21 protein-coding genes and 2 tRNA genes are annotated in these 20263 nt (G+C 70.1%); 11 read left to right on the top strand and 12 right to left on the bottom strand.

Translation table 11 applies throughout. The annotated features are described in order from the left end of the window. A complete protein-coding gene (locus Cco03nite_RS22940) occupies positions 1-1389 on the bottom strand; it encodes a carbohydrate-binding protein (protein ID WP_203694240.1) in 1389 nt (462 codons plus the stop codon). Between the two features lie 271 nt (positions 1390-1660). Here Cco03nite_RS22940 and Cco03nite_RS22935 point away from each other — a divergent pair, with 271 nt between their 5' ends. Next, positions 1661-2878, top strand: a complete 1218-nt coding sequence (locus tag Cco03nite_RS22935; RefSeq protein ID WP_203694239.1) for a deoxyguanosinetriphosphate triphosphohydrolase — start codon at positions 1661-1663, stop codon at positions 2876-2878. A 105-nt stretch (positions 2879-2983) separates the two neighbouring features. Here Cco03nite_RS22935 and Cco03nite_RS22930 read toward each other — a convergent pair whose 3' ends face one another. Beyond that, entirely contained in the window at positions 2984-3748 is a 765-nt protein-coding gene (locus tag Cco03nite_RS22930) for a hypothetical protein (RefSeq protein ID WP_203694238.1), read from the bottom strand. Between the two features lie 55 nt (positions 3749-3803). Here Cco03nite_RS22930 and dnaG point away from each other — a divergent pair, with 55 nt between their 5' ends. The 6 genes from dnaG (at position 3804) to Cco03nite_RS22900 (ending at position 9910) form a co-directional block, all read left to right on the top strand. Beyond that, positions 3804-5648: a DNA primase gene (gene dnaG, locus Cco03nite_RS22925; protein ID WP_203694237.1), complete on the top strand. Its 1845-nt coding sequence runs from the start codon at positions 3804-3806 to the stop codon at positions 5646-5648. Next, a complete protein-coding gene (locus Cco03nite_RS22920) occupies positions 5648-6157 on the top strand; it encodes a hypothetical protein (RefSeq protein ID WP_203694236.1) in 510 nt (169 codons plus the stop codon). Before dnaG ends, Cco03nite_RS22920 begins: the two co-directional genes overlap by 1 nt. A 169-nt stretch (positions 6158-6326) precedes the next feature. Continuing rightward, positions 6327-7241: an ABC transporter ATP-binding protein gene (locus Cco03nite_RS22915; RefSeq protein ID WP_203694285.1), complete on the top strand. Its 915-nt coding sequence runs from the start codon at positions 6327-6329 to the stop codon at positions 7239-7241. Continuing rightward, the gene (locus Cco03nite_RS22910; protein ID WP_203694235.1) at positions 7241-7996 is read left to right on the top strand and encodes an ABC transporter permease; all 756 of its coding nucleotides are present in this window, start codon (positions 7241-7243) and stop codon (positions 7994-7996) included. The genes Cco03nite_RS22915 and Cco03nite_RS22910 overlap by 1 nt, the downstream gene beginning before the upstream one ends. Before the next feature lie 11 nt (positions 7997-8007). Beyond that, entirely contained in the window at positions 8008-8829 is an 822-nt protein-coding gene (locus Cco03nite_RS22905; protein ID WP_203694234.1) for an ABC transporter permease, read from the top strand. A gap of 163 nt (positions 8830-8992) precedes the next feature. Then, positions 8993-9910, top strand: a complete 918-nt coding sequence (locus tag Cco03nite_RS22900) for a hypothetical protein (protein WP_203694233.1) — start codon at positions 8993-8995, stop codon at positions 9908-9910. Positions 9911-9928: 18 nt separating this feature from the next. Here Cco03nite_RS22900 and Cco03nite_RS22895 read toward each other — a convergent pair whose 3' ends face one another. Then, positions 9929-10135, bottom strand: coding sequence for a hypothetical protein (locus Cco03nite_RS22895; protein ID WP_144119525.1), 207 nt, complete (start codon positions 10133-10135; stop codon positions 9929-9931). Positions 10136-10303: 168 nt separating this feature from the next. Between Cco03nite_RS22895 and Cco03nite_RS22890 the strand changes: the two genes are divergently transcribed. After that, positions 10304-10379 (top strand) — tRNA-Asn (locus tag Cco03nite_RS22890). A 172-nt stretch (positions 10380-10551) separates the two neighbouring features. Then, positions 10552-12009 (top strand): hypothetical protein, encoded by a 1458-nt coding sequence (locus tag Cco03nite_RS22885; RefSeq protein ID WP_203694232.1) that lies wholly within the window; start codon positions 10552-10554, stop codon positions 12007-12009. Between the two features lie 57 nt (positions 12010-12066). Here Cco03nite_RS22885 and Cco03nite_RS22880 read toward each other — a convergent pair whose 3' ends face one another. Further along, the gene (locus tag Cco03nite_RS22880) at positions 12067-12876 is read right to left on the bottom strand and encodes a serine/threonine protein kinase (protein WP_239167586.1); all 810 of its coding nucleotides are present in this window, start codon (positions 12874-12876) and stop codon (positions 12067-12069) included. Positions 12877-13033: 157 nt separating this feature from the next. Between Cco03nite_RS22880 and Cco03nite_RS22875 the strand changes: the two genes are divergently transcribed. Beyond that, positions 13034-13107: transfer RNA gene (locus Cco03nite_RS22875), tRNA-Ile, on the top strand. Between the two features lie 359 nt (positions 13108-13466). Here the strand turns inward: Cco03nite_RS22875 and Cco03nite_RS22870 are convergent. The 7 genes from Cco03nite_RS22870 to Cco03nite_RS22840 all read right to left on the bottom strand — a co-directional run bounded on the left by Cco03nite_RS22870 (position 13467) and on the right by Cco03nite_RS22840 (position 17806). Beyond that, entirely contained in the window at positions 13467-14840 is a 1374-nt protein-coding gene (locus Cco03nite_RS22870; protein ID WP_203694231.1) for a phosphomannomutase/phosphoglucomutase, read from the bottom strand. After that, entirely contained in the window at positions 14837-15913 is a 1077-nt protein-coding gene (locus Cco03nite_RS22865; RefSeq protein ID WP_203694230.1) for a GHMP family kinase ATP-binding protein, read from the bottom strand. Before Cco03nite_RS22865 ends, Cco03nite_RS22870 begins: the two co-directional genes overlap by 4 nt. Further along, positions 15871-16710 carry a radical SAM protein gene (locus Cco03nite_RS22860; RefSeq protein ID WP_203694229.1) on the bottom strand — a complete coding sequence of 280 codons (840 nt, stop codon included), beginning with the start codon at positions 16708-16710 and terminating at the stop codon, positions 15871-15873. Before Cco03nite_RS22860 ends, Cco03nite_RS22865 begins: the two co-directional genes overlap by 43 nt. 97 nt (positions 16711-16807) lie before the next feature. Next, positions 16808-17083, bottom strand: a complete 276-nt coding sequence (locus Cco03nite_RS22855) for a hypothetical protein (RefSeq protein WP_203694228.1) — start codon at positions 17081-17083, stop codon at positions 16808-16810. Next, a complete protein-coding gene (locus Cco03nite_RS22850; protein ID WP_203694227.1) occupies positions 17080-17382 on the bottom strand; it encodes a helix-turn-helix domain-containing protein in 303 nt (100 codons plus the stop codon). Before Cco03nite_RS22850 ends, Cco03nite_RS22855 begins: the two co-directional genes overlap by 4 nt. Continuing rightward, positions 17379-17582 carry a hypothetical protein gene (locus tag Cco03nite_RS22845; RefSeq protein ID WP_203694226.1) on the bottom strand — a complete coding sequence of 68 codons (204 nt, stop codon included), beginning with the start codon at positions 17580-17582 and terminating at the stop codon, positions 17379-17381. The genes Cco03nite_RS22850 and Cco03nite_RS22845 overlap by 4 nt, the downstream gene beginning before the upstream one ends. Then, positions 17573-17806: a hypothetical protein gene (locus Cco03nite_RS22840; RefSeq protein ID WP_203694225.1), complete on the bottom strand. Its 234-nt coding sequence runs from the start codon at positions 17804-17806 to the stop codon at positions 17573-17575. Before Cco03nite_RS22840 ends, Cco03nite_RS22845 begins: the two co-directional genes overlap by 10 nt. 267 nt (positions 17807-18073) lie before the next feature. Here Cco03nite_RS22840 and Cco03nite_RS22835 point away from each other — a divergent pair, with 267 nt between their 5' ends. Beyond that, entirely contained in the window at positions 18074-19648 is a 1575-nt protein-coding gene (locus Cco03nite_RS22835) for a helix-turn-helix domain-containing protein (RefSeq protein ID WP_203694224.1), read from the top strand. Here the strand turns inward: Cco03nite_RS22835 and Cco03nite_RS22830 are convergent. Continuing rightward, positions 19645-20214: a GNAT family N-acetyltransferase gene (locus Cco03nite_RS22830; protein ID WP_203694223.1), complete on the bottom strand. Its 570-nt coding sequence runs from the start codon at positions 20212-20214 to the stop codon at positions 19645-19647. The genes Cco03nite_RS22835 and Cco03nite_RS22830 overlap by 4 nt on opposite strands. Between the last annotated feature and the right edge of the window lie 49 nt (positions 20215-20263).

Raw genomic sequence — 20263 nt, 5'->3', positions numbered from 1 at the left:
TCAGCGCCGGAAGCGGAACCAGTCGATGTTCACGTAGTCGTTGGGCTGCCCGCTGGTGAAGGTGAGGTACACCGTGTGCGTGCCGGTCGGCCCGTTCACGTTCGCGGGGATCTCCCGCCAGCTCGTCCAGCCGCCCGTGTTGGCGATGGCGAAGCTGCCGATCGGCGCGTTGGACAGGCTGTCGATCCGCACCTCGACCAGGCCGCTGATGCCGCCCGCGGCGCCCGACGCGGCCCGGGTGACGAAGTCCAGCGGCTTCGGCGAGCCGAAGTTCACGCCGTCGAAGCGCAGGTGGTCACCGTTGCCGATGCTGCCGACGTAGTAATTCTCGTAGATCGTGGTGCCGGCCTGGCCGTTGCGGCTCTCGGCCTGGATGTTGGCGTACGCGTCACGGTTGCCGCTCGGCGGCGGGCTGGCCGGCGGCGACGACGGCGGCGTGGTGCCGCCCGTGGTCTGGTAGACCGCCACGTAGTCGACCCGCATCGGCTGACCCGACACCGTGCTGCCGGTCGGCGTCGCGGACCCCGCCACGCCGTTCGGGAACGCGCCGCCCATCGCCACGTTGAGCAGCAGGAAGTAACCGGCGTGCGAGGTCATCTGGGACCAGTACGAGCCGACCTGGCTCTGGTTCACGGTGTGGTACAGCGTCCCGTCGACGTACCAGCGCAGCTGCTGGGCGTTCTCGTTGGTGCGGTCCCACTCGAAGCGGTACGTGTGGAACGCCGACTGGCAGGTGCTGCCCGGGCAGGCCCGGCTCGCGCCGATGCCGTTGAACTCGTTGCACGGCCCGCCGGGTGCGACGCCGCAGTGCAGCACGCCCCACACCGAGTTGATGCCGTTGACGTTCTCCATGATGTCGAACTCGCCGATGCCCGGCCAGTTCTGGTAGTTGCCCCGGTACGGCGCGCCCAGCGCCCAGAACGCGGGCCAGTAGCCGGCGGCCGCGGCCCCGGTGACGTTGGGCATCTGGATGCGGCCCTCGATGCGCAGGACACGCCCGGCCGCGGGCTTGAAGTCGGTGCGGACCGTCTCGATGCGCGACGAGGTCCAGCTGTTGCCGCTCTTGATCGGGGTGATCAGCAGGTTGCCCGCGCCGTCGTGGCGGACGTTGCTGGTGCTGTTGGTGTACGTCTGGATCTCGCCGGTGCCCCAGTTGGCGGGGCCGCCGGGGTAGGACGTGCCGGTGTCGATGATCCAGTTGCCGGACGACGGCAGCGTGTTGTTCGCGCCGTTGAAGTCGTCGCTCCAGACCAGCTGCCAGCCCGAGGGCGTGGCGGGCAGCGAGGCCTGCGCGGGCAGTGCGTTGACCGTGGCGACCGCCGCGGCGACCAGGACGGCCAGGCCGCCGGCCAGCATCGCCTTGCGGTGCTTGGAGAATCGCGTGCTCATCAGGGCTTTCTCCTCCTGGGGAAGAGGGCGGTCCGCACGCCGCCGGGCTCGGCATGGGCGGCGGAACCGGGGACCGTGGGACGGTTGTGAGAGCGCTCTCTTTGTTCCACCACTTAACGTCCCCGCAACATGAATGTCAATAACCATCGATGCCAACGTGTGTCGACGGAGGACGGCCGGAACCGATCATGGCCTGGGAACCGGCGATCGGTCGCCCGACGTTCACCGTTGCGTGCGTGAGGATGCCGGTCGCGGTCAGTAGCATTGGTTGATGGTCGATCCCAGCGAGCGGTTCATCCCCGAGCCTTCGAAGGACACCGGTTTCGGGCGCAGCCCCTACGAGCGCGACCGGGCGCGGGTGCTGCACTCGGCCGGGTTCCGGCGGCTGGCCGCCAAGACCCAGGTGCACACCGCGGGCAGCGGCGACTTCCTGCGTACCCGGTTGACGCACTCGATCGAGGTGGCGCAGATCGCCCGCGAGATGGGCGCCCGGCTGGGCTGCGACCCGGACGTCGTCGACGTCGCCGGGCTGGCCCATGACCTGGGGCATCCGCCGTTCGGGCACAACGGCGAGGACGCGCTCGACGAGGTCAGCCGGGAGTGGGGCGGGTTCGAGGGCAACGCGCAGACGCTGCGGGTGCTGACCCGGCTGGAGGCCAAGGTGGAGGGCGCGGGGCTCAACCTCACCCGGGCCTCGCTGGACGCGACCTGCAAGTATCCCTGGCCGCGCCGGGAGGGCACCCGCAAGTTCGGGGTGTACGCCGACGACCGCCCCGTCTTCGACTGGGTCCGCCTGGGCGCCCCCGACGACGACCGGCGCTGCCTGGAGGCGCAGGTCATGGACTGGTCCGACGACGTCGCGTACTCGGTGCACGACGTGGAGGACGGCCTATACTCCGGCTTCGTCGAGCTGCAGCCCTTGCTGCTGGACGCCGACGAGCGGGCGGCGCTGTGCGCGGACGTGGCGCAGGTGTACTCGTCGGAGTCGCCGGCGGTGCTGCACGAGGCCCTGATCGAGCTGCTGGCCGATCCCGTCGTCGCGCCGCTGGCCGGATACGACGGCTCGTTCAAGGCCCAGCTGGCCCTCAAGCGCTGCACCAGCGTCCTGACCGGACGGTTCGTCGCCGCCGCGGTCGACGCCACCCGCGACAAGTACGGCGACGGGCGGCTGCGCCGCTACGACGCGGACCTGATCGTGCCGACCACCGCCCGGATCCGCTGCGCCCTGCTCAAGGGCATCGCCCTGCGTTACGTGATGCGCCGCCGGGGCATGGAGCCGTGGTACGCCGAGCAGCGCCAGATCCTGCGCGACCTGGTGCGGCTGCTGACCGACCGGGGCCCGGACGAGCTGGATCCGGTGTTCGCCCCGCTGTGGCGGGCCGCCGCCGACGACTCGGCCCGCTGCCGGGTCGTCGTGGACCAGGTGGCCTCGCTCACCGACACCGCCGCTCAGGCCTGGCACCAGCACCTCACGGCTCCGGGCGCCTGACCCCGCCCCGCGCCGTCCTGCCCGGCCGCCGAGGGAAGATCGGCGTTTCGGGTCAGGAGCCGGGGTCCGACCGCGATTCGTGACCCGAAACAGCGATCTTCGGGGTCATGCCTTGGCGACCTCGGCGGCCTCGGCCAAGGCCGGGTCGGGTTCGGGGGACGGGGACGGGGGGACAACCGGCGGGAACAGGTCGAGCACGTCCAGGGCGCGCGCCGCGAGCAGGCGTTCGCGCTCGGCGGCGTCGCGGCGCACGGTCCGGCTGACCCACCAGAGGTGGACGGCCGCGGCCGCGGCGAACAGCGCCACGTCGAGCAGCACCAGCGCCCAGCCGTCGATGTCCAGAGCGCTCAGGGCGAGACCGCCGCCCGCGGCCAGCAGGGCGCTGTTGACCAGGCCGATGCTGGCGGCCAGGCCGACGGCCTCACGCTGGCGCTGCCGGCCGCCTGTCGCGGTTGGCAGGAACAGGCCGGGGTCGTCGAGCGTGGGCAGCAGCACGTACGGGGCGACCTGCGGGGCGCGGCGCACCAGGTAGCTGCGCAGCGCCTGCTCGGCCAGCCCGTAGCGGTGCGACGTGCCGGTGAACCGCAGCTGCCGCAGGAACACGGCCGGGCCCATCAGCAGCATGAGCGCGGCGAGGGCGGCCACCGCGCCGATGCGCACCTCGGGGTCGATGTTGCTGCCGACCAGGCCGGCTGACACGGCCGCCACGGCGGTGGCGATGACGAGGAAGAAGTTGTACCGGTTGTGGGCCTGGTCGCTCACCGCCCGGCGCATTTCGATGATTTTCTGGTACTCGGTGAGCGCGACGGCGAGCTCGATGTCGTCGGCGGCGCGGCGGGCAAGGTCGGGGGCGGGGGTGGGATGGGCCACGATCGCACGGTATCGGCTGTGCGCCTGCCGGGCATCGGCTGGCAGGATGTAGCGCATGGCCGGGGGTCGCATCCGTGATGAGGACATCGCGCTCGTACGCGAGCGCAGCTCGATCGTGGACGTGGCCGGTGAGCAGGTCACCCTGAAGAACGCGGGCGGCGGCAACCTCAAAGGGCTGTGCCCGTTCCACGACGAGAAGACGCCGTCGTTCACCGTGTCCCAGGCCCGCAACGTGTGGTTCTGCCACGGCTGCGGCGAGGGTGGCGACGTGATCAACTTCGTCCAGAAGATCGATCACCTGAGCTTCATCGAGTCCGTCGAGCGGCTGGCCGACCGGGCAGGCATCCAGCTGCGCCGGATCGAAGGCGGCCCGGCGGTGGAGCGCCCGCAGCACGGCCAGCGCCAGCGGCTGGTCGCCGCGCACGCCGCGGCCCAGGAGTTCTACGCCGAGCAGCTGCTCACGCCGGGGGCGCGGGCTGCCCGGGAGTTCCTCGCCGAGCGGGGCTTCGACCGGGACGCGGCCCAGCGCTACGGCTGCGGCTTCGCCCCGCCGGACTGGGACCTGCTGGTCAAGCACCTGCGCGGACGCGGTTTCAGCGCGGCCGAGATGGAGACCGCGGGCCTGGCCCGGCCCGCGCGTTCGGGCAGCCTGGTGGACCGGTTCCGGCGCCGCCTGCTGTGGCCGATCCGGGACGTGTCCGGCGACGTGATCGGCTTCGGGGCGCGCAAGCTGTTCGACGACGACGACGGCCCGAAGTACCTGAACACCCCCGAGACGCCGCTGTACAAGAAGTCGCACGTGCTCTACGGCATCGACCAGGCCAAGCGTGAGATCGCCAAGCAGGGCCGGGCGGTGATCGTCGAGGGGTACACCGATGTGATGGCGTGCCACCTGGCCGGGGTGACCACGGCCGTGGCGACGTGCGGCACCTCGTTCGGCGCGGACCACATCGGGGTGCTGCGGCGGCTGCTGCTGGACACCGACGCGTACGCCGGAGAGATCATCTTCACCTTCGACGGCGACGCCGCGGGGCAGAAGGCGGCGCTGCGCGCGTTCGGCGACGACCAGCGCTTCGTCGGGCAGACGTTCATCGCGGTCAGCCCGGACGGCATGGACCCCTGCGAGCTGCGCCTGGCCCGGGGCGACCTGGCCGTGCGCGACCTGGTGGCCCGGCGCGAGCCGCTGATCGCGTTCGCGCTGCGCTCCACGCTGGCCCGCTTCGACCTCGACACGGTCGAGGGCCGGGTGGCCGCGCTGCGGACCACCGCGCCCATGGTCGCGAAGATCAAGGACAGATCCCTGCTCACCGGGTACGCCCAGAAGCTCGCCGGGGACCTCGGCGTCGACGTCGACCAGGTGCGTACGGCGATCCGCGGCGCCGACAGCGCGACGGTGCCCGCACCCCGTCCCGCCGCGACCGCCCCGGACAACCCGCGCCTGGTGGTCGAGCGCGAGGCGCTCAAGCTGGCCATCCAGCAGCCGGTGCTGGCCGGGCCGGTGTTCGACGCGGTCGACGAGACCCTCTACGCCCACCCGCCGTACCGCGACGTCCGGGCGGCGATCGCCGCGGCCGGCGGGGCCTGTGCCGGGGTGGCCGGGGCGGGCTGGGTCAACAGCGTGCGCGACGCCTGCGCCGATCTGGCCGCGCAGATGCTGGTCCTGGAGTTGGCCGTGGAGCCGGTGCGCTACGACGGCGAGCCGGACTCCGGCTACCTGCACGTCGTGCTGGCCCGCCTCCAGCTCGCCGGGCTCAACCAGCGCATCGGCGAGGTGAAGTCGCGGCTGCAGCGCATCAACCCGGTCACCGAGTCCGACGAGTACCGGGCGCGGTTCACCGAACTCGTCGCCCTGGAGCAGCACTCCCGGGCGCTCAAGGAGAAGGCCGCCGGAGGGCTCTGATGAAGTTTCGACTGTTCGGAGGGCGGCGGACGCTGCCCGCGGAGCGCCGCCCGCAGCTGACCGCCGACGAGCGGGTGCTGGCCTGGGCCCCGATGGGGGACGACACCGTCGTCGCCACGAACCTCGGCCTGTGGTGGGACGAGCGGCGCACCGGCTGGCACCGTATCGACAAGGCGGTCTGGGACGGCGAGGCGCTGGTGGTCACCCCGGCCGAGGTCGTCGCGGAGCGGGCCGGCTACGAGGTGGTCGCCGACGGCACCCCGGTGCGCCTCAAGCTCACCGACCCCGACCACCTGCCGCACCAGGTGCGCCTGCGGGTGACCAGCTCGGTGCAGCATCCCCAGCACCACGAACTGCCTGGCGGCGGCGCCTGGATCTTCGCCCGCCGCGTCCCCGGCGTGAACGGCCTGTCCTGGACCGTCCGCTACGACCACGGCACCGACGGCGACGATCCCGCCACCGTCGCCGCCACCGACCAGCTCATCGCCGCCACCCGCGGCGACCTCTGACCCCGTGCGAAGGAAGGGCACCTTCTTATCGCTATGCGTTGTAGAAGGTGCCCTTCCCATCGCTGATGCGGCAGTGGTGCAGGCAGGTTGATCGATTAATCGGGAAAAAGGCCGCGAGTTTGTCGGGGGCCGGGGATAGGGTCGCCGCGTGAGTGACCAACGACCCCCGATGATCCATGCCCGCGGACTGGTCAAGCGGTTCGGCGACTTCACCGCGGTGGACGGGATCGACCTGGAGGTCGCGCCCGGCGAGGCGTTCGGCTTCCTCGGCCCCAACGGCGCGGGCAAGTCGTCCACCATGCGCATGATCGGCTGCGTGTCCACGCCGACCGCCGGTGAACTGCGCATCCTGGGCATGGACCCGGTGCGCGAGGGCCCCGCGATCCGCGCTCGGCTCGGCGTGTGCCCGCAGACCGACAACCTCGACCCCGACCTCACCGTGTTCGAGAACCTGACCACGTACGCGCGCTACTTCGGCATCCCGCGTGTCGAGGGCCGCCGCCGGGCCGCCGAGCTGCTGGAGTTCGTGCAGCTCACGGAGAAGTCGGGCAGCACCGTCGAGCCGCTGTCGGGCGGAATGAAGCGCCGGCTGTCCATCGCCCGCGCGATGATCAACGAGCCGGACCTGGTGCTGCTCGACGAGCCCACCACCGGCCTCGACCCGCAGGCCCGCCACCTGCTCTGGGAGCGGCTGTTCCGCCTCAAGCAGCGCGGCGTCACCCTGGTGCTGACCACGCACTACATGGACGAGGCCGAGCAGCTGTGCGACCGGCTCGTGGTGATGGACGCGGGCAAGATCGTCGCGGAGGGCTCGCCGCGCCACCTCATCGAGACGTACTCCACCCGCGAGGTCGTCGAGCTGCGCTTCGGCGACGACGCCCCGGCGACGTACGTGGAGAAGCTGGCGGGCATCGGCGAGCGGCTCGACCCCCTGCCGGACCGGCTGCTGCTGTACAGCGCCGACGGCGACGCGGCCGTGAACGAGGTGCACCGGCGCGGGTTCACCCCGTCCAGCGTGCTGGTGCGGCGTTCGACCCTGGAGGACGTGTTCCTGATCCTCACCGGCCGGACGCTGGTCGACTGATGGACGGCACGTTCGCGGTGTTCAACCGGGCGCTGGTCTCGTACCGGCGGCTCTGGCAGGCCTCGGTCTTCTCGTCGTTCATCCTGCCGGTGCTGTTCGTGCTCAGCATCGGCATCGGCGTGGGCGGCTACATCAGCGGCGTCGACGGGGTCAGCTACCTCGACTGGATCGTGCCGGGCGTGCTCGCCTCGACCGCGTTCCAGATGGCGGTGGGGGAGTCGACCTTCCCCGTGCTCGGCGACTTCAAGTGGGTCCGCGGCTACCACGCGATGCGGGCCACCCCGGTGCGCATCGCGGACATGATCGCCGGATACCAGCTCTACATCATGTTCCGGGTGGTCATCGCCGCGGTGGTGTTCCTCGGGGTCAGCGCGCTGTTCGGGGCGATCCACTCACCCTGGGTGGTGCTCACGCCGCTGGTCTGCGCGCTGCTCGGGGTCGCGGTCTCCGCGCCGACGTCGGCGTTCGCGGCCTCGATCGAGAACGACAGCTACTTCGCGCTGCTGTTCCGGTTCCTGGTGATCCCGTCGACGCTGTTCGCCGGGGTGTTCTTCCCGGTGTCGCAGCTGCCCGCGCTGCTGCGGCCGCTGGCGTACGCGTCGCCGCTGTGGCACGCGGTGGAGCTGTGCCGGGCGGCCACGCTGGGCGTCGCGCCGCCGTGGCCGGTCGCCGCGCACGTGGCCTACCTGCTGGCCTGGGCCGGGCTGGGTTATCTGCTGGCGCTGCGCGCGTTCCGCCGCCGGCTCGCGGACTGAGGGGACGGACCATGGTCACCACGTACGCCGTCGCGCGGGTCGCCCGCGGCAACCGGCTCTCGCCCGCGCGGGTGGGCGCCGTCATCAACCGCAACGTCGGGGCGCTGCGCTCCGGACCCGCGTACTGGCTGGTCCTGGCGTCGGGCTTCTTCGAGCCGGTGCTCTACCTGCTGTCCATCGGCGTCGGCGTCGGCGCGCTCGTCGGCGACCTGACGTTGAAGAACGGCGAGGTGCTGCCGTACGCGAACTTCGTCGCCCCGGCCATGCTGGCGGTGTCGGCGATGTCGGGTGCGCTGGCCGAGACGACCTTCAACTTCTTCTTCAAGTTCAAGTACGTCAAGACGTACGACGCGATGCTGGCCACCCCGCTGCGCCCGATGGAGATCGCGACCGGCGAGCTGGCCTGGGCGATGATCCGCGGCTCGCTCTACACCGGAGCTTTCCTGATCGTCATGGTGGCGCTGGGCCTGACCACGCCCGGCTGGGCGCTGCTGGCCTTCCCCGCGACCTGGCTGGTGGGCCTGGCGTTCGGCGCGGTCGGCATGGCGGTGAGCACGTTCATCCGCGGCTGGCAGGATTTCGACCTGATCAGCACGGGGCAGTTCGCGCTGTTCCTGTTCTCCGGCACGTTCTCGCCGGTGCAGGACTACCCGCTGCCGGTGGAGATCCTGATCGCGACCACTCCGCTGTACCACGCGGTGGAGCTGATCCGGGGCATCACCACCGGGATGCTCAGCTGGTCGATGCTCGGCAACGTGGCATACCTGCTGGTCATGCTGGCCGTCGGCCTGTACGTGGCGAGCCGCCGCCTCACCTCCGTGCTCTGCCGTTAAACCTGTTCGGGCGTGAATGAGCGCGTGAGCGAGATCATGCTCACGCGCTCATTTGTTAGGTTCTATTTGTCTGATGTGGATCAGGCAGGTACGTTCTCGGCAACACGCCGCCGGGCGGAGGTGACCGATGCGCCTACGACACCCCGACGGACAGACTGTGCACGTGGCGACCGTCGTGTCCGTCGAGAACGTCAAGGACGTGCGCGCGCTCTTGAAGATGTTGGACGCCCGCGTCGTGCCGCAGCGCCAGCGCCTGTTCGCGGACGTGCTCAGCGTGAGCCTGCGGCTCGGCCCCATCCTCGCCGCCACCCTCGCCTCCTCGCTCGGGCTGCGCCAGCGGCTGCGCCACGAGCTGGCCGTACGGCGGCTGGAGGTGGTCACCCTCGACACCGGCCCCGACGTGACGCCGCCCGACGGCAGCTGGCGCACCTGGTGGATGCACACCCTCGACCTGGCCCGGGTGCTGGTCGACCTGCTGCCCGAGGACAGCGCCCACGGTTCCATCTCCACCACGCTGCCGCGCTCGGCCGTCGCCGCGCTCACCGGTGCCGAGGTCGACGCCGAGACCGACACCGACGAGGCCCGGCGGGAGCAGCGCGAACGCGAGTGGCAGGTGGCGACCCGGCTGATGGCCGACCTCAGCGGCGGCCTGACCGAGATCGCCTGGCACACCGGCCGGCTCGTCCGGGTCGCGGTCGAGGCCGCACCGCATACCCTGGTCACGGGCTCGCAGGACGTCGTGCGGCTGCTGGAGCGGGCCGACCCGGCACGTATCGGCGCCTGCCTGAGCGCCGAGCAGCTCGCCCAGGCCGCGGAGAGCCCGGCCCAGGCGCTCACCCGGTTGCGCCGCGCCCGGCTGTCCGTGGTGAAACTGCGGCTGGGGCACCACGCCGACGACACCGATCTCGCCGCCGTCGCCCGGTCGATGCTGGCCGCCGTGCTCGGCGGGGTGCACGCCGGCTGCGACCACCTCGAGGTCGACGGCACCGACGAACTCGACGCCGCCCGCGACGAGCTGAGCGCGGTGGGACTCGACGGCGCGGCGGACCGCCCGATGCCGGGGGTCGGCCGCGCCGGCTAGGTCCGCGCGAAAGGGGCTTCAGACCTGCTGGTTCAGCTTGCGCAGTCCCTCGTCGTAGAGCTTCGCGGCCTGCGCCTGGACCAGGCCTGCGGCCTCCTGCACCGTGGGGTGCTCCATCACCTTGCGCGTGGTGGCCACCAGGTCGTCGTAGGTCTGCCGTCCGGCCCGGGTGCCGAACACGAACCCGACGGCCGCACCCGCGGCGAACCACACCAGCTTCCCCATCGTGCCTCCTCAGCCTCGATCGCGTAGTACGTCCCATCCTGCCTGTTGCGGGCACACCGCGACACCAGACCGGGCAGGGTTACCCGTTTGCCATACCCGGGGGACCGTCCTGTAGTCTTGTCGAGGCGCGCCGCTGAGGAGAGATCCGCAGGGTCGCTAGGAGCACATTCCCCTGTAGCTCAATTGGCAGAGCAGCCGGCTGTTAACCGGCAGGTTCTTGGTTCGAGTCCAAGTGGGGGAGCCAGAGTCAGACCCCGGCCCTAGGGCCGGGGTTTTTTGCTGCTTTTCGCGCTCACGTAATGCGAATAAAAGACGTGTATGACGGTTTTGCCTCATTTGATGCTGTTGTCGGTCATATGCTCCGTCTCGGTGTTTTCGCACCTCAGACGTCATCTCACGCAGCGGAGGCATTGCGTATGACAACACGACTCCACCGGACGGCCCGCCGGGCAGCGCACACGGCGCTGTTCAGCCTGGCCCTGGTGACCGGAGCGGCTTCGGCCGCCACGGCCGGCATGCCGGTCGGCCTGAACAAGGCACTGCAGGAACTGGACACCACCGCGTCACCGGACGTGACCATCGGCGGCGTCATCTTCGACACGGCCACGGTGAGCGGCGTCGAAACCGGAGTCGAAGGCTCGCTCCTCTTCGAGCTGTACGGACCGGACGACGCGGAGTGCACGGGCGACCCCATCTTCAACCCGATCGTCACGACCACCGGGTCCGGCGACTTCCGGACGGGTGACTACGTGCCGGCGGCTCCGGGAACGTACCGGTGGATCGTCCGGTTCCGCATCGGCACCGAAACGATCGTGTCGGGTTGCAACGAGCCGGGCGAGGACACGGACGTCCTTCTGGCCACGCCGCGGGTGCGGACGCTCGCCTCCGACGACGTCCCGCTGGGCGAAGAGATCTTCGACCGGGCCCGCCTCACCGGCGGCTACCAGCCCACGGGCACGCTCACCTTCAGCCTGTACGGCCCCGGGGACGACATCTGCGAGGAGGCGCCGATCACCACGTCGCCCGTGACGGTGAACGGCAACGGTCCGTACCAGTCCGCCCCGTTCGAGCCGACCGTGCCCGGCACCTACCGCTGGCGCGCCGACTACAGCGGTGACGCCAACAACGCCCCCGCCGGCACGGCCTGCAGTGACGAGCTGGAGCAGGTCACGGTCCGCGCGGTGCCGACGCTGACCACCAACGTGACCGACCCCGAAGTCGACCTGACCGAGGCCGTCAGCGACACCGCGACCCTGACCGGCGGCCTGCGCGCGACCGGCACGATCGTCTTCACCCTGTACGGCCCGAACGACGAGGACTGCGCCACCGACCCGGTGTTCACCTCGGACGAGATCGCGGTGGACGGCGACGACACCTACGAGTCGGGCGACTTCACGCCCGACGCCGCCGGCACCTACCGGTGGATCGCCACCTACAGCGGTGACGCCAACAACGAAGAGGTCGCCACGCAGTGCGGCGACCCGAACGAGACCGTCGTCGTCCGTGGCGAGCAGGTCACGCCGACCCTCACCACCCGGGTGTCGCGCGGCACCACCTTCGTCGGCAAGCCGGTCACCGACATCGCCAGCCTGTCCGGCGGTGACAACCCGACCGGCACCATCACCTTCAACCTGTACGGGCCTGGCGACGCGACCTGCTCGCGCACCCCGGTCTTCACCTCCGTCGTGGACGTCGCCGGCAACGCCGACTACACGTCCGGCGAGTTCCGCGCCCGCGTCCCCGGCACCTACCAGTGGGTCGCCGAGTACAGCGGCGACGAGAACAACGAGGGCGTCGTGACCGCCTGCGACGACCCCGCTGAGCGGTTCATCGTGAAGCGCAAGCCGCCCTACGGCGGAGTTCCGCGCCCGTAAGACCCGAACACCTCCGGTGGGCCTGACGACTGTCGGGCCCACCGGTTTTTGCGCGGCTCATGCGGTCGCGGCCCGCCACGCCCCGGCGAGCTCGGCGACGGTGGCATGGCGGTGCTCGGGGCGCGGGGCGGTCGCTCTGGTGATCACGGCCGACTGGCGGTCCGTGCCCCGCCAAGCGGCCTCGACGTCGCCCGCGTCCAGCAGCAGGCGGAGCATCCGGCCCAGGTTGAACACCGTGGTCCGCTCATCGATCACCGCGCCGCGGCGGAACTCCTCCGGGGCCATGAACCGGGTCGAGCCGGGCAGGCGGTCCGCCTCCAGCGTGAACGGCCCAGGCCGGTACTCGTCCATGTCGACGACGTGCATCCGGGACGCGGCGAAGTCGTACAGCAGGCAGCCGTCGTAGAAGTCCACCGCGACCAGGCCCGCCGCCGCCACCGTGACATGGGCGTCGAGCACCGCGGCCAGCGCCGCCTCGACCCGGTCCACGGGCAGCGCCCGGAAGCGGGCCATCGCGCCGTCGGGGTCCGTGCGCACCGCGGCCCCGCGCGGATCGGCCGGGTACAGCACCCCGCCGTCCAGCCACGGGTACACCAGCACGGACTCCCCGGAGCGCAGCCGGTACGCGGCCAGGGGCGCGACGATCGACTCGTGCGCCACCGCGGCGTGCACCGCCAGGGCGCGGCGCAGCAGCCGGTCGTGCTCGGCCCGGAAGGTCTTCACGAAGCGCCGCCCGGTGGGCGTGGCGATGCCGTACGACAGGCAGCCGGAGCCCTGCAGCTCGAAGGCGGCGAAGCGGGTGCCCAGGGCGTCGAGCCAGGCCGGCAGGTCGGCGTCGGCGGGGATCGGGGTCACGGGAATCGGCATGTCGCGACGGTAGGGGACCGGGCGTGCCGGGGCGATCCGGTATCGGAGCGCCCGCCTTGACAGGTATGGCCGACCGGTCAGGAGTGTCGCCCTGATATCGGGCGTGTGAGCAGCGCCGCAGATTCGCTACGCTATGCGCGCCGGGATGATCCGGCGCGGGGCGGTAGCTCAGCAGGTTAGAGCAGGGGACTCATAATCCCTCGGTCGCGGGTTCGAGTCCCGCCCGCCCCACAACCCGCACCATCGTGCGAAACGACGGGCCGGTCGATGTGTCGACCGGCCCGTCGTCGTCTTGGCCGAGTTGTCCGAAGGGATCTTGTAGGCCGGGGTCAGCGTGCTGCCTTGGACCTTGATCTCGGCGACGTGGGTCTCGATGACCGCTTTGCGCTGGCCTGGGGTCCCGTGTTGCAGGAGGTGGGCGAGCTCGCGGCGTAGCGGTCGATCGCCTTCGTATATCGGCGGGGTGGCACCTGGCACTTGGTCATGTAGCCGAACGGAACGCCGACGAGCTGCGCATACAGAACGCAGGTCGGCGGCCAGGCGACGAACTCTGAGAGCAGGAGTGCCCGCAGGGCGAGCGTTCCGCTCTGTCAAGCGGGTGAGGACGTGCCACGAACGAGGGACAGAACCTCGTCCCGAATGCGGATCATCTCGCCTGTGGTGGCCGCTTCGACGTTGAGGCGCAGTACGGGTTCGGTGTTCGACGGTCGCAGGTTGAACCAACCGCTCGGCAGTTCGACGGTGACTCCGTCGATCCGGTCGGCGGTCTTGCCCTTGCCGGCGAAGTGGGCTGTCACAGCGTCGAGGGTGGCGGCTACGTCCGCGACCTCGCTGTTGATCTCGCCAGAGGCGTGGTAGCGCGTGTAGTCGCCGGTCAGCTCCGACAGCGGCCGGTCCTGCCCTCCGAGCGCAGCCAGGACGTGCATGGCGGCGAGCATGCCGGTGTCGGCGCGCCAGAAGTCGCGGAAGTAGTAGTGCCCGGAGTGCTCGCCGCCGAAGATCGCATCGTGGCGGGCCATGGTCGCCTTCATGAACGAGTGCCCGACCCGTTCCCGCACAGCGGTTCCGCCGTGTTCGGCAACGATCTCCGGCACCGCCTTGGAGGTGATCACGTTGTAGACGACGGCCCCGCCGGGCGCCTTGGCAAGTTCGCGGGTGGCGATGAGTGCGACGATCGCCGAGGGCGGCACGGGGTCGCCGTTCTGGTCGATGACGAAGCAGCGGTCGGCGTCACCGTCGAAGGCCAGGCCGATGTCCGCGCCGTGCTGGACGACGGCCTTCTGCAGGTCCACCAGGTTGGCCGGTTCGAGTGGGTTCGCCTCATGGTTGGGGAACGTGCCGTCCAGCTCGAAGTACAGCGGCACGATCGACAGCGGCAGCGCGGGCATGATGGCATCGCCGAGCACGGCAGGGACCATATGCCCGCCCATGCCATTGCCCGCGTCGGCGACGACCTTGAGCGGGCGGATCGCTGTCAGGTCGACCAGGGAGCGCAGGTAGGCGGCGTACTCGGCGAGAAGGTCCCGGTGGGTGACCGAGCCGCGGTGCACGGGGCCGGCGGGGATGCCTTCTTCGAGCATGCGGCGGATGTCGCCGAGGCCGGTGTCCTGTCCGACCGGGGCGGCACCGGCGAGGCACATCTTGATGCCGTTGTACTGGGCGGGGTTGTGGCTGGCGGTGAAGACCGCGCCGGGCAGGTTGAGGTGCCCGGCAGCAAAGTACAGCAGGTCGGTCGAGCCGAGTCCGGCGTCGATGACGTTCAGGCCCTGCGAGGTGACGCCTTCGGCGAACGCCTGCGACAGCGGCACCGATGAGGGGCGCATGTCCCGGACCACGATCACAGCTTCGGCGTCGACGAGCCGGGCGAACGCTGCGCCGATCTGGCGGGCCAGGTCCTCGTTGAACTCGTCGGGGACGACGCCGCGCACGTCATAGGCTTTGATCAGCTTGGCTAGGTCGGTCATACGGGCTCCTCGCTCTGGTCTGGCAGGATGACGACGCCATGGGGCTCCCCGGTCGTGAACAGCATGACACGCACGGGCAGATCGGACAGCGCGGCACGAACGGCAGGAACCATCTCTACCGGGGCGAGTGCGAACAGGCAGCCGCCGTGGCCCGAGCCGGTGATCTTTGCCCCGTACGCGCCTGCCTTCACAGCTCGCGTTACGCACTCGTCGATGATCGGTGTGGAGCAGCGCACGCGTTCGCGTAGCAGGGTTTGGGCTTCTTGCAGCAGCTCTCCGATGGCCGGGTAGTCGGCGTCCGGCATGGCGAGCAGTTCGGCCAGGTCGGTGACGATGCGTGGGGCGACGACGGCATAGTGGCGAAGGTCGGCGTCGCCGGTGTAGAAGCGCTCGTGTTTGCCGACCAGCGTGCGGGCGGTGGCGCGGCGGTCGAGGGTGTCGATGAGGATGATCGGGCATCCGATCTCCTCCCGCAGCGGCCGGATCATGGCCGGGGTGCCGCCCGTGAGGTGGTTGACGCCGCCGTAGGCGCAAGCGAGGAAGTCCATCCATCCGGCCCCGGAGTGCAGTTGCATCGCCTCGGCGGCGTGGGCGGCGGTGGCGACGGTGCGGGGTGCTGGGATGCTGTTCTGCCCGGCGAGCAGCAGGGCCGCGCTCGCGGCGACCGAGACGGCGGCACTGCTGGACACGCCTGCGCCGACCGGAACGCGGGTGATCGAGCTGATCTGGCTGCCGGGCAGCACTCCCGCGCAGGTCTCGGCGAGGACGTAGGCGGTGGCCTGCAGCAGGTCCATAGGGTCGCCTCGGTAGCGGCCGAGATCCTTGACCGTGGTGTGGCGGGTGGCGTTGATCGGTTCGGCTGCTTGCAGGTGCACCGTGTCTCCGACACCTCGGGTGATGCGCACGGTCGTGCGCAGCGGAACGGCGGCGACCACGGAAGGGCCGTCGATCATCCAGTCGAGGCTCTCTCCGGCGAGGCAGATGCGTGCCGGGGCGGATGCGGCCACGCTGTGGGGAAGGGTTTTCGGGTTCATCGCCGGGTCTCCGGGAGTGGCTGGGCGCACGAGGTGCACGCGGGTGACAGGGACCAGTCGGCGCGGGCGTGGGAGTCGCGCCATGCCTTCATCTGTGGACCGGCCCACAGCTCGGCGAAGGTCTCGGTGGACAGGTCGCCCACGATGTACTGCTCGTGGTCGTCGGTCTCCGGGTAGACGCAGCAGCACATCTTCATGCGGCCGGCGTAGTCGATGACGGCGGAGGTGGCGGTCATCAGGCACGGTTCGGATCGTTGTTTGACCAGCAGCGGAAGGAGCTTGATCGAGCCGCCTCGGTTGTTGTACGTGTCGAGGATCTTCGGGCCGATGACCTCGACCGTGACGTTCTCGCAGGTCCAGCGGGCGGCGATGCCTTGGCGGATCGGCTCGAAGGACCAGGAGACGAGGTCGGCCAGCCCCTTGCGCCGCAGGTACGCCTTGATTCCGGCGAAGGTGGGCTGGATGTCGGCGCGTCGGGGGTAGCGGGTGACACGCAGGTAGGCGACACCGGCGTCGAGCAGCCTGGTGAACAGCGCCGCGTCAAGAACGTCGCCGTTGGTGTAGATGGCCGGGCGGGCGCGCGGCAGGACGGCCCGCACGTGCTCGATCTCGCGGATGATGCGTGGTGACAGCAGCGGCTCGTTGTAGTTGTGAAACGCGAGGTAGCCGCCGTAGTCATGCTCGGCGAGCTGTTCGATGATCCGGGTGAACAGGTCCCAGTCCATCAGCTGCTGCACCTTGCGGGCGTCGTGCTCGCCGTTGGGGCACCAGGAGCAGGTGCGGTTGCAGCGACGGCTGGTCTCTACCTCGACGTACCTGGGCAGTTCAAGCGTCACGGCTGTCTCCTCGGCCGGTCGTTGCGTACGTGTCGTGGGCTGTGCGCCCGGCGGCGGGCGTATCGGCCTGCGGCCAGATGGGTGGGAAACATGGAGTTCATGAGCGAGCGCCGAACGCGTCGAAGGGAGCCGCGCTGCGGGTGGCGAAGTCGCCGGTGGCGCCGATCAGCTCCATCGGGCGGCGGCGGGGTAGCTGCCGGTTGTGGCCGAACAGCACCGAGTGCGCGGTGTCGCGCTGAGGACACGGCTCCAACTCGCGGCAGGCCAGACACCGGCCACCCACGTCAGAGCGCAGGTGTTCGGCGATGACCCGCCGTGCGGCCTCGGGGCCGTGCAGGGCGTCCGCCGGGACCGACGCGCGAACCCCGCTCATGACTCGTCCCCGCGCTCGCGCGGCGATTCTTCCCACCGTGCGGCGATCTGCCGCACCATTGAGCGACCGGCGTCGGTAAGGCGTAGCGTCAGACTCCGCCGATGGGCTACCGGCTCCACCAGGTGGTCACCGAGCAGCAGATACAGCGTGGTCCGGACCGCCTCCACCGACACCTCCGGCAGCCGTGCTGCCAGGTCACCGACGCTCCAGTCGCGCTCCGGAGCCGACAGCAAGGTCCGGTAGATGCGCGCACGCGATTCGCTGTAGGTGGCCAGGATCGGCGCGTGTAAGGGCTTCATGACCGGCCGCCTTCGGTGATGCCGGCGGTCACCTGTTGCGCCCACCTCGCCTGCGTGCACGGGAACCGGGCGAAGGTGCAGGTGAACTCCAGGCACCCGGCGCACAGGCCATCCGGGGCAGCTCGGTGGACCAGCAGAATCCGTCGTGCGTCGGCGGTCTCGTCGGCGTCTGGCTTGTCTGTCTCGATCGTCATGACCATGGACCCGTCCTCACATCCAGGGCTTTGATCTGCTCGGCGCTCCAGCCCGCGTCGGCGAGCACGTCGAACGCCCATCCGTAGGCAGAGCAGGGAAAGGGTTGGTGGCAGTTGAGGCAGCGGTCGCCCTGCGGCCAGGCGATCGGGCAGTGCACCCGGGCGACCTGCCTGGCGGCCACGAGCCTGGCGTCGACAGGCTCCGGCGCTGTCGGCGCGTGCTCATGCATCGATTCCCCTCTCGCTGCGTCAGGCCGTGCACCCGGCCGGGCGGAGTCGGTGTCACGCCCGGCCGGGGCGGCGATTGGCCATCCATCGATGCCCTGCAACGATCGTTCTCGGCCATCACGCCTGGTGACACCACGGTCACGCAGAACTTGCGGCGGGAATTCCACGCCCGCGTGGAATATCGGTGCCGACGGATGCGGATCTTGTTTCTGGCCACCTACGATCGATGCGCACGGTCCACATTCGGCGGATGGGGGCAAGGAGCGGCCATGCCAAAGGCGGCTTACCGCAGTCGGCGGGCGGAGTTGGCGGCGCTACGCGCCGAGCTGACCGAGCGGGGAACGTCGGTTGCCCGAGTCGCCGCCGTCGTGCGCACACGCTTCAACGTCAACTCGCGCGTGGCGTTCCGCAACGCTGTTGGCATGACGCAGCAGCAAGTCGCCGAGCAGTGGAACATGCTGTGGCCATCGGACCGGCCCCTGACCCACAAGCAGGTCTCCTACTGGGAGGCATGGCCCTCGGCCAGCGGCCGACCACCGTCGATCGAGGACCTCAACCGGCTGGCCCGGATCTACCAGTGCAGTGCCGCCGACCTGCTTGACGGCGACGACTTCACGGCCGACGACGCGGCGAGCCAGGCCGGCAGCGAACCGGTCGGCGCGGCGGTCACCGTCGCCGAGCGCTCCCTGCGTGTCCAGCCCCCCGACATCGTCGGCCGGGTGGACGCTTTCATCACGTCGTCTGGCTCTCACCTGGTCGCCAACGAGGCCGACTACCAGCGGCTCGTACACGAACTCATCGAGTGGGCACAACGAATGCAACGTCGCGACATCCTCCAGTGGCTCAGCTTCGCCGCCGCTGCCGCCGCCGCAGCCCCGGTTCTCGCCGGGCTGGACCTTGACGAACGAGAAAGGACCATCGCGGCGTTCGCGTCGCCGTCCCGAGTCGATTCCCAGACCATCGACCACATTGAGGCCGTCCTCTGGCGTTGCATGCGCCAAGACGACGCCCTCGGTCCGACAGCGGCGATGGAGACCACGCTCGCGCAGCGCAACCTGGTGCGAAGCCTCCTGCCCGCCGCACGCGGTGCCGCCCGTGACCGGCTGTTGTCGCTTTACGCAAACCTTCTGCGCTTCGCGGGCTGGCTCTGCTTCGACCTCAACGACTACGAGGCCGCGAATACGTACTTCGAGCAGGCTCGCACGGCCGCACACGAGGCGCACAACACCGAACTCGGGGCGCTGGTGCTGTGCAACATGAGCCACCTGGCGACCTGGCGAGGCCAACCGCGAACCGGCATCGATCACGCGCTCGCCGCCGGCGGATGGGCGATGCGCACCGACGACGACCACCTCAAGGCATACGCCTTCGACGTCGCCGCCCGCGCCTACGCCATGGACAACCAGCACACCGCAGCGCTCAGCTCCGTCAACTCCGCCCGAGCACTCGTCACCAGCTCCGCGGGCAGCCCTACAGGGCTGGTGTACTTCTACAACGCCGGCCAGCTCGCCAGCACCGAGAGCACCTGCTACCTCTACCTCGGCCAGCCTGAACGGGGAGCGGCAGTCGCCGAACAAGCCCTGGAGAACATCGATCCGGCATTCGTACGCAACCTCGCACTCACCTCGCTGCGGCTCGGGGTATGCCGCATGCGGGCGGCCAAGCCGGACATCGCGCAAGCAGCACAGGCCATCGGAGTCGCCGTACGGCTCGCAGGCCACAACCGATCAGCCCGCTTGATCGATCGCCTGCGACGTGGCACCAAGGAGCTGGCAAAGTGGCCGCACATCCCCGAGGTGCGCGACGTATCCGAGCAGATGATCACGTACGGGCTGGCGAGCTAACCGGCTCTCCGCAGGTCCGCCAGGCCATCGCGTAGGTAGCAGTCGAAGAGCGGTGCGGCGGCGGTCGGGCCGCCCTCCACCTGGCCGACCATCCGCCAACCCCACCGCTCATAGATCCGCTTAGTGTCTACGGCAGTCGGTTGGACCGTCAGCGTCGCACGCTCCTCGGACCGACTCGACAGCAGAAGATCATGCAATGCCTTGCCGATGCCCCGACCGCGCAACGGTGCCCGCACCGCGTAGTCGAACAGAAGGAAGGTGCGCCCCAGCCACTCCCGTGAGGTCTCGGGATCGACCTCCGCTTTCAGCCGCTGCCACCGTTGCGTATCCGCGGGAACCGTGAAACCGTACGCGAAGCCGACCAGTTCGCCAGCTACCGTCGCGGTGGCGAGGCCGAACGTCGGGTCGTCAAGCAGGCTCGCCAACCGCTCCCGGTGGAGCTGGGACTCGTCATCACGCCAGAAGAACGGCGGCGCGGAGAAGACCTCGTCGTACACCTCGCAGATCGGATCGATCAACTCGCGGCCGTGCCCAGCGTCCGCCAACGAGACCGCTACATCATCCACGCGGTCAGCATAGGAGATCAGCGCCCGGGTCGTAGATTCGAGCACGCCA

The sequence above is a fragment of the Catellatospora coxensis genome (assembly GCF_016862635.1).
Classification (GTDB): Bacteria; Actinomycetota; Actinomycetes; order Mycobacteriales; family Micromonosporaceae; genus Catellatospora; species Catellatospora coxensis.
The sequence above is the reverse complement of the archived record's forward strand: the minus strand, read 5'-3'. Positions and strand labels throughout refer to the sequence as shown.

Coding starts and splice junctions, on each gene's coding strand:
- Cco03nite_RS22940 (WP_203694240.1), bottom strand. CDS start 1,389: ATGAGCACGCGATTCTCCAAGCACCGCAAGGCGATGCTGGCCGGCGGC.
- Cco03nite_RS22935 (WP_203694239.1), top strand. CDS start 1,661: ATGGTCGATCCCAGCGAGCGGTTCATCCCCGAGCCTTCGAAGGACACC.
- dnaG (WP_203694237.1), top strand. CDS start 3,804: ATGGCCGGGGGTCGCATCCGTGATGAGGACATCGCGCTCGTACGCGAG.
- Cco03nite_RS22920 (WP_203694236.1), top strand. CDS start 5,648: ATGAAGTTTCGACTGTTCGGAGGGCGGCGGACGCTGCCCGCGGAGCGC.
- Cco03nite_RS22915 (WP_203694285.1), top strand. CDS start 6,327: ATGATCCATGCCCGCGGACTGGTCAAGCGGTTCGGCGACTTCACCGCG.
- Cco03nite_RS22910 (WP_203694235.1), top strand. CDS start 7,241: ATGGACGGCACGTTCGCGGTGTTCAACCGGGCGCTGGTCTCGTACCGG.
- Cco03nite_RS22905 (WP_203694234.1), top strand. CDS start 8,008: ATGGTCACCACGTACGCCGTCGCGCGGGTCGCCCGCGGCAACCGGCTC.
- Cco03nite_RS22895 (WP_144119525.1), bottom strand. CDS start 10,135: ATGGGGAAGCTGGTGTGGTTCGCCGCGGGTGCGGCCGTCGGGTTCGTG.
- Cco03nite_RS22885 (WP_203694232.1), top strand. CDS start 10,552: ATGACAACACGACTCCACCGGACGGCCCGCCGGGCAGCGCACACGGCG.
- Cco03nite_RS22880 (WP_239167586.1), bottom strand. CDS start 12,876: ATGCCGATTCCCGTGACCCCGATCCCCGCCGACGCCGACCTGCCGGCC.
- Cco03nite_RS22870 (WP_203694231.1), bottom strand. CDS start 14,840: ATGACCGACCTAGCCAAGCTGATCAAAGCCTATGACGTGCGCGGCGTC.
- Cco03nite_RS22855 (WP_203694228.1), bottom strand. CDS start 17,083: ATGAGCGGGGTTCGCGCGTCGGTCCCGGCGGACGCCCTGCACGGCCCC.
- Cco03nite_RS22850 (WP_203694227.1), bottom strand. CDS start 17,382: ATGAAGCCCTTACACGCGCCGATCCTGGCCACCTACAGCGAATCGCGT.
- Cco03nite_RS22845 (WP_203694226.1), bottom strand. CDS start 17,582: ATGGTCATGACGATCGAGACAGACAAGCCAGACGCCGACGAGACCGCC.
- Cco03nite_RS22840 (WP_203694225.1), bottom strand. CDS start 17,806: ATGCATGAGCACGCGCCGACAGCGCCGGAGCCTGTCGACGCCAGGCTC.
- Cco03nite_RS22835 (WP_203694224.1), top strand. CDS start 18,074: ATGCCAAAGGCGGCTTACCGCAGTCGGCGGGCGGAGTTGGCGGCGCTA.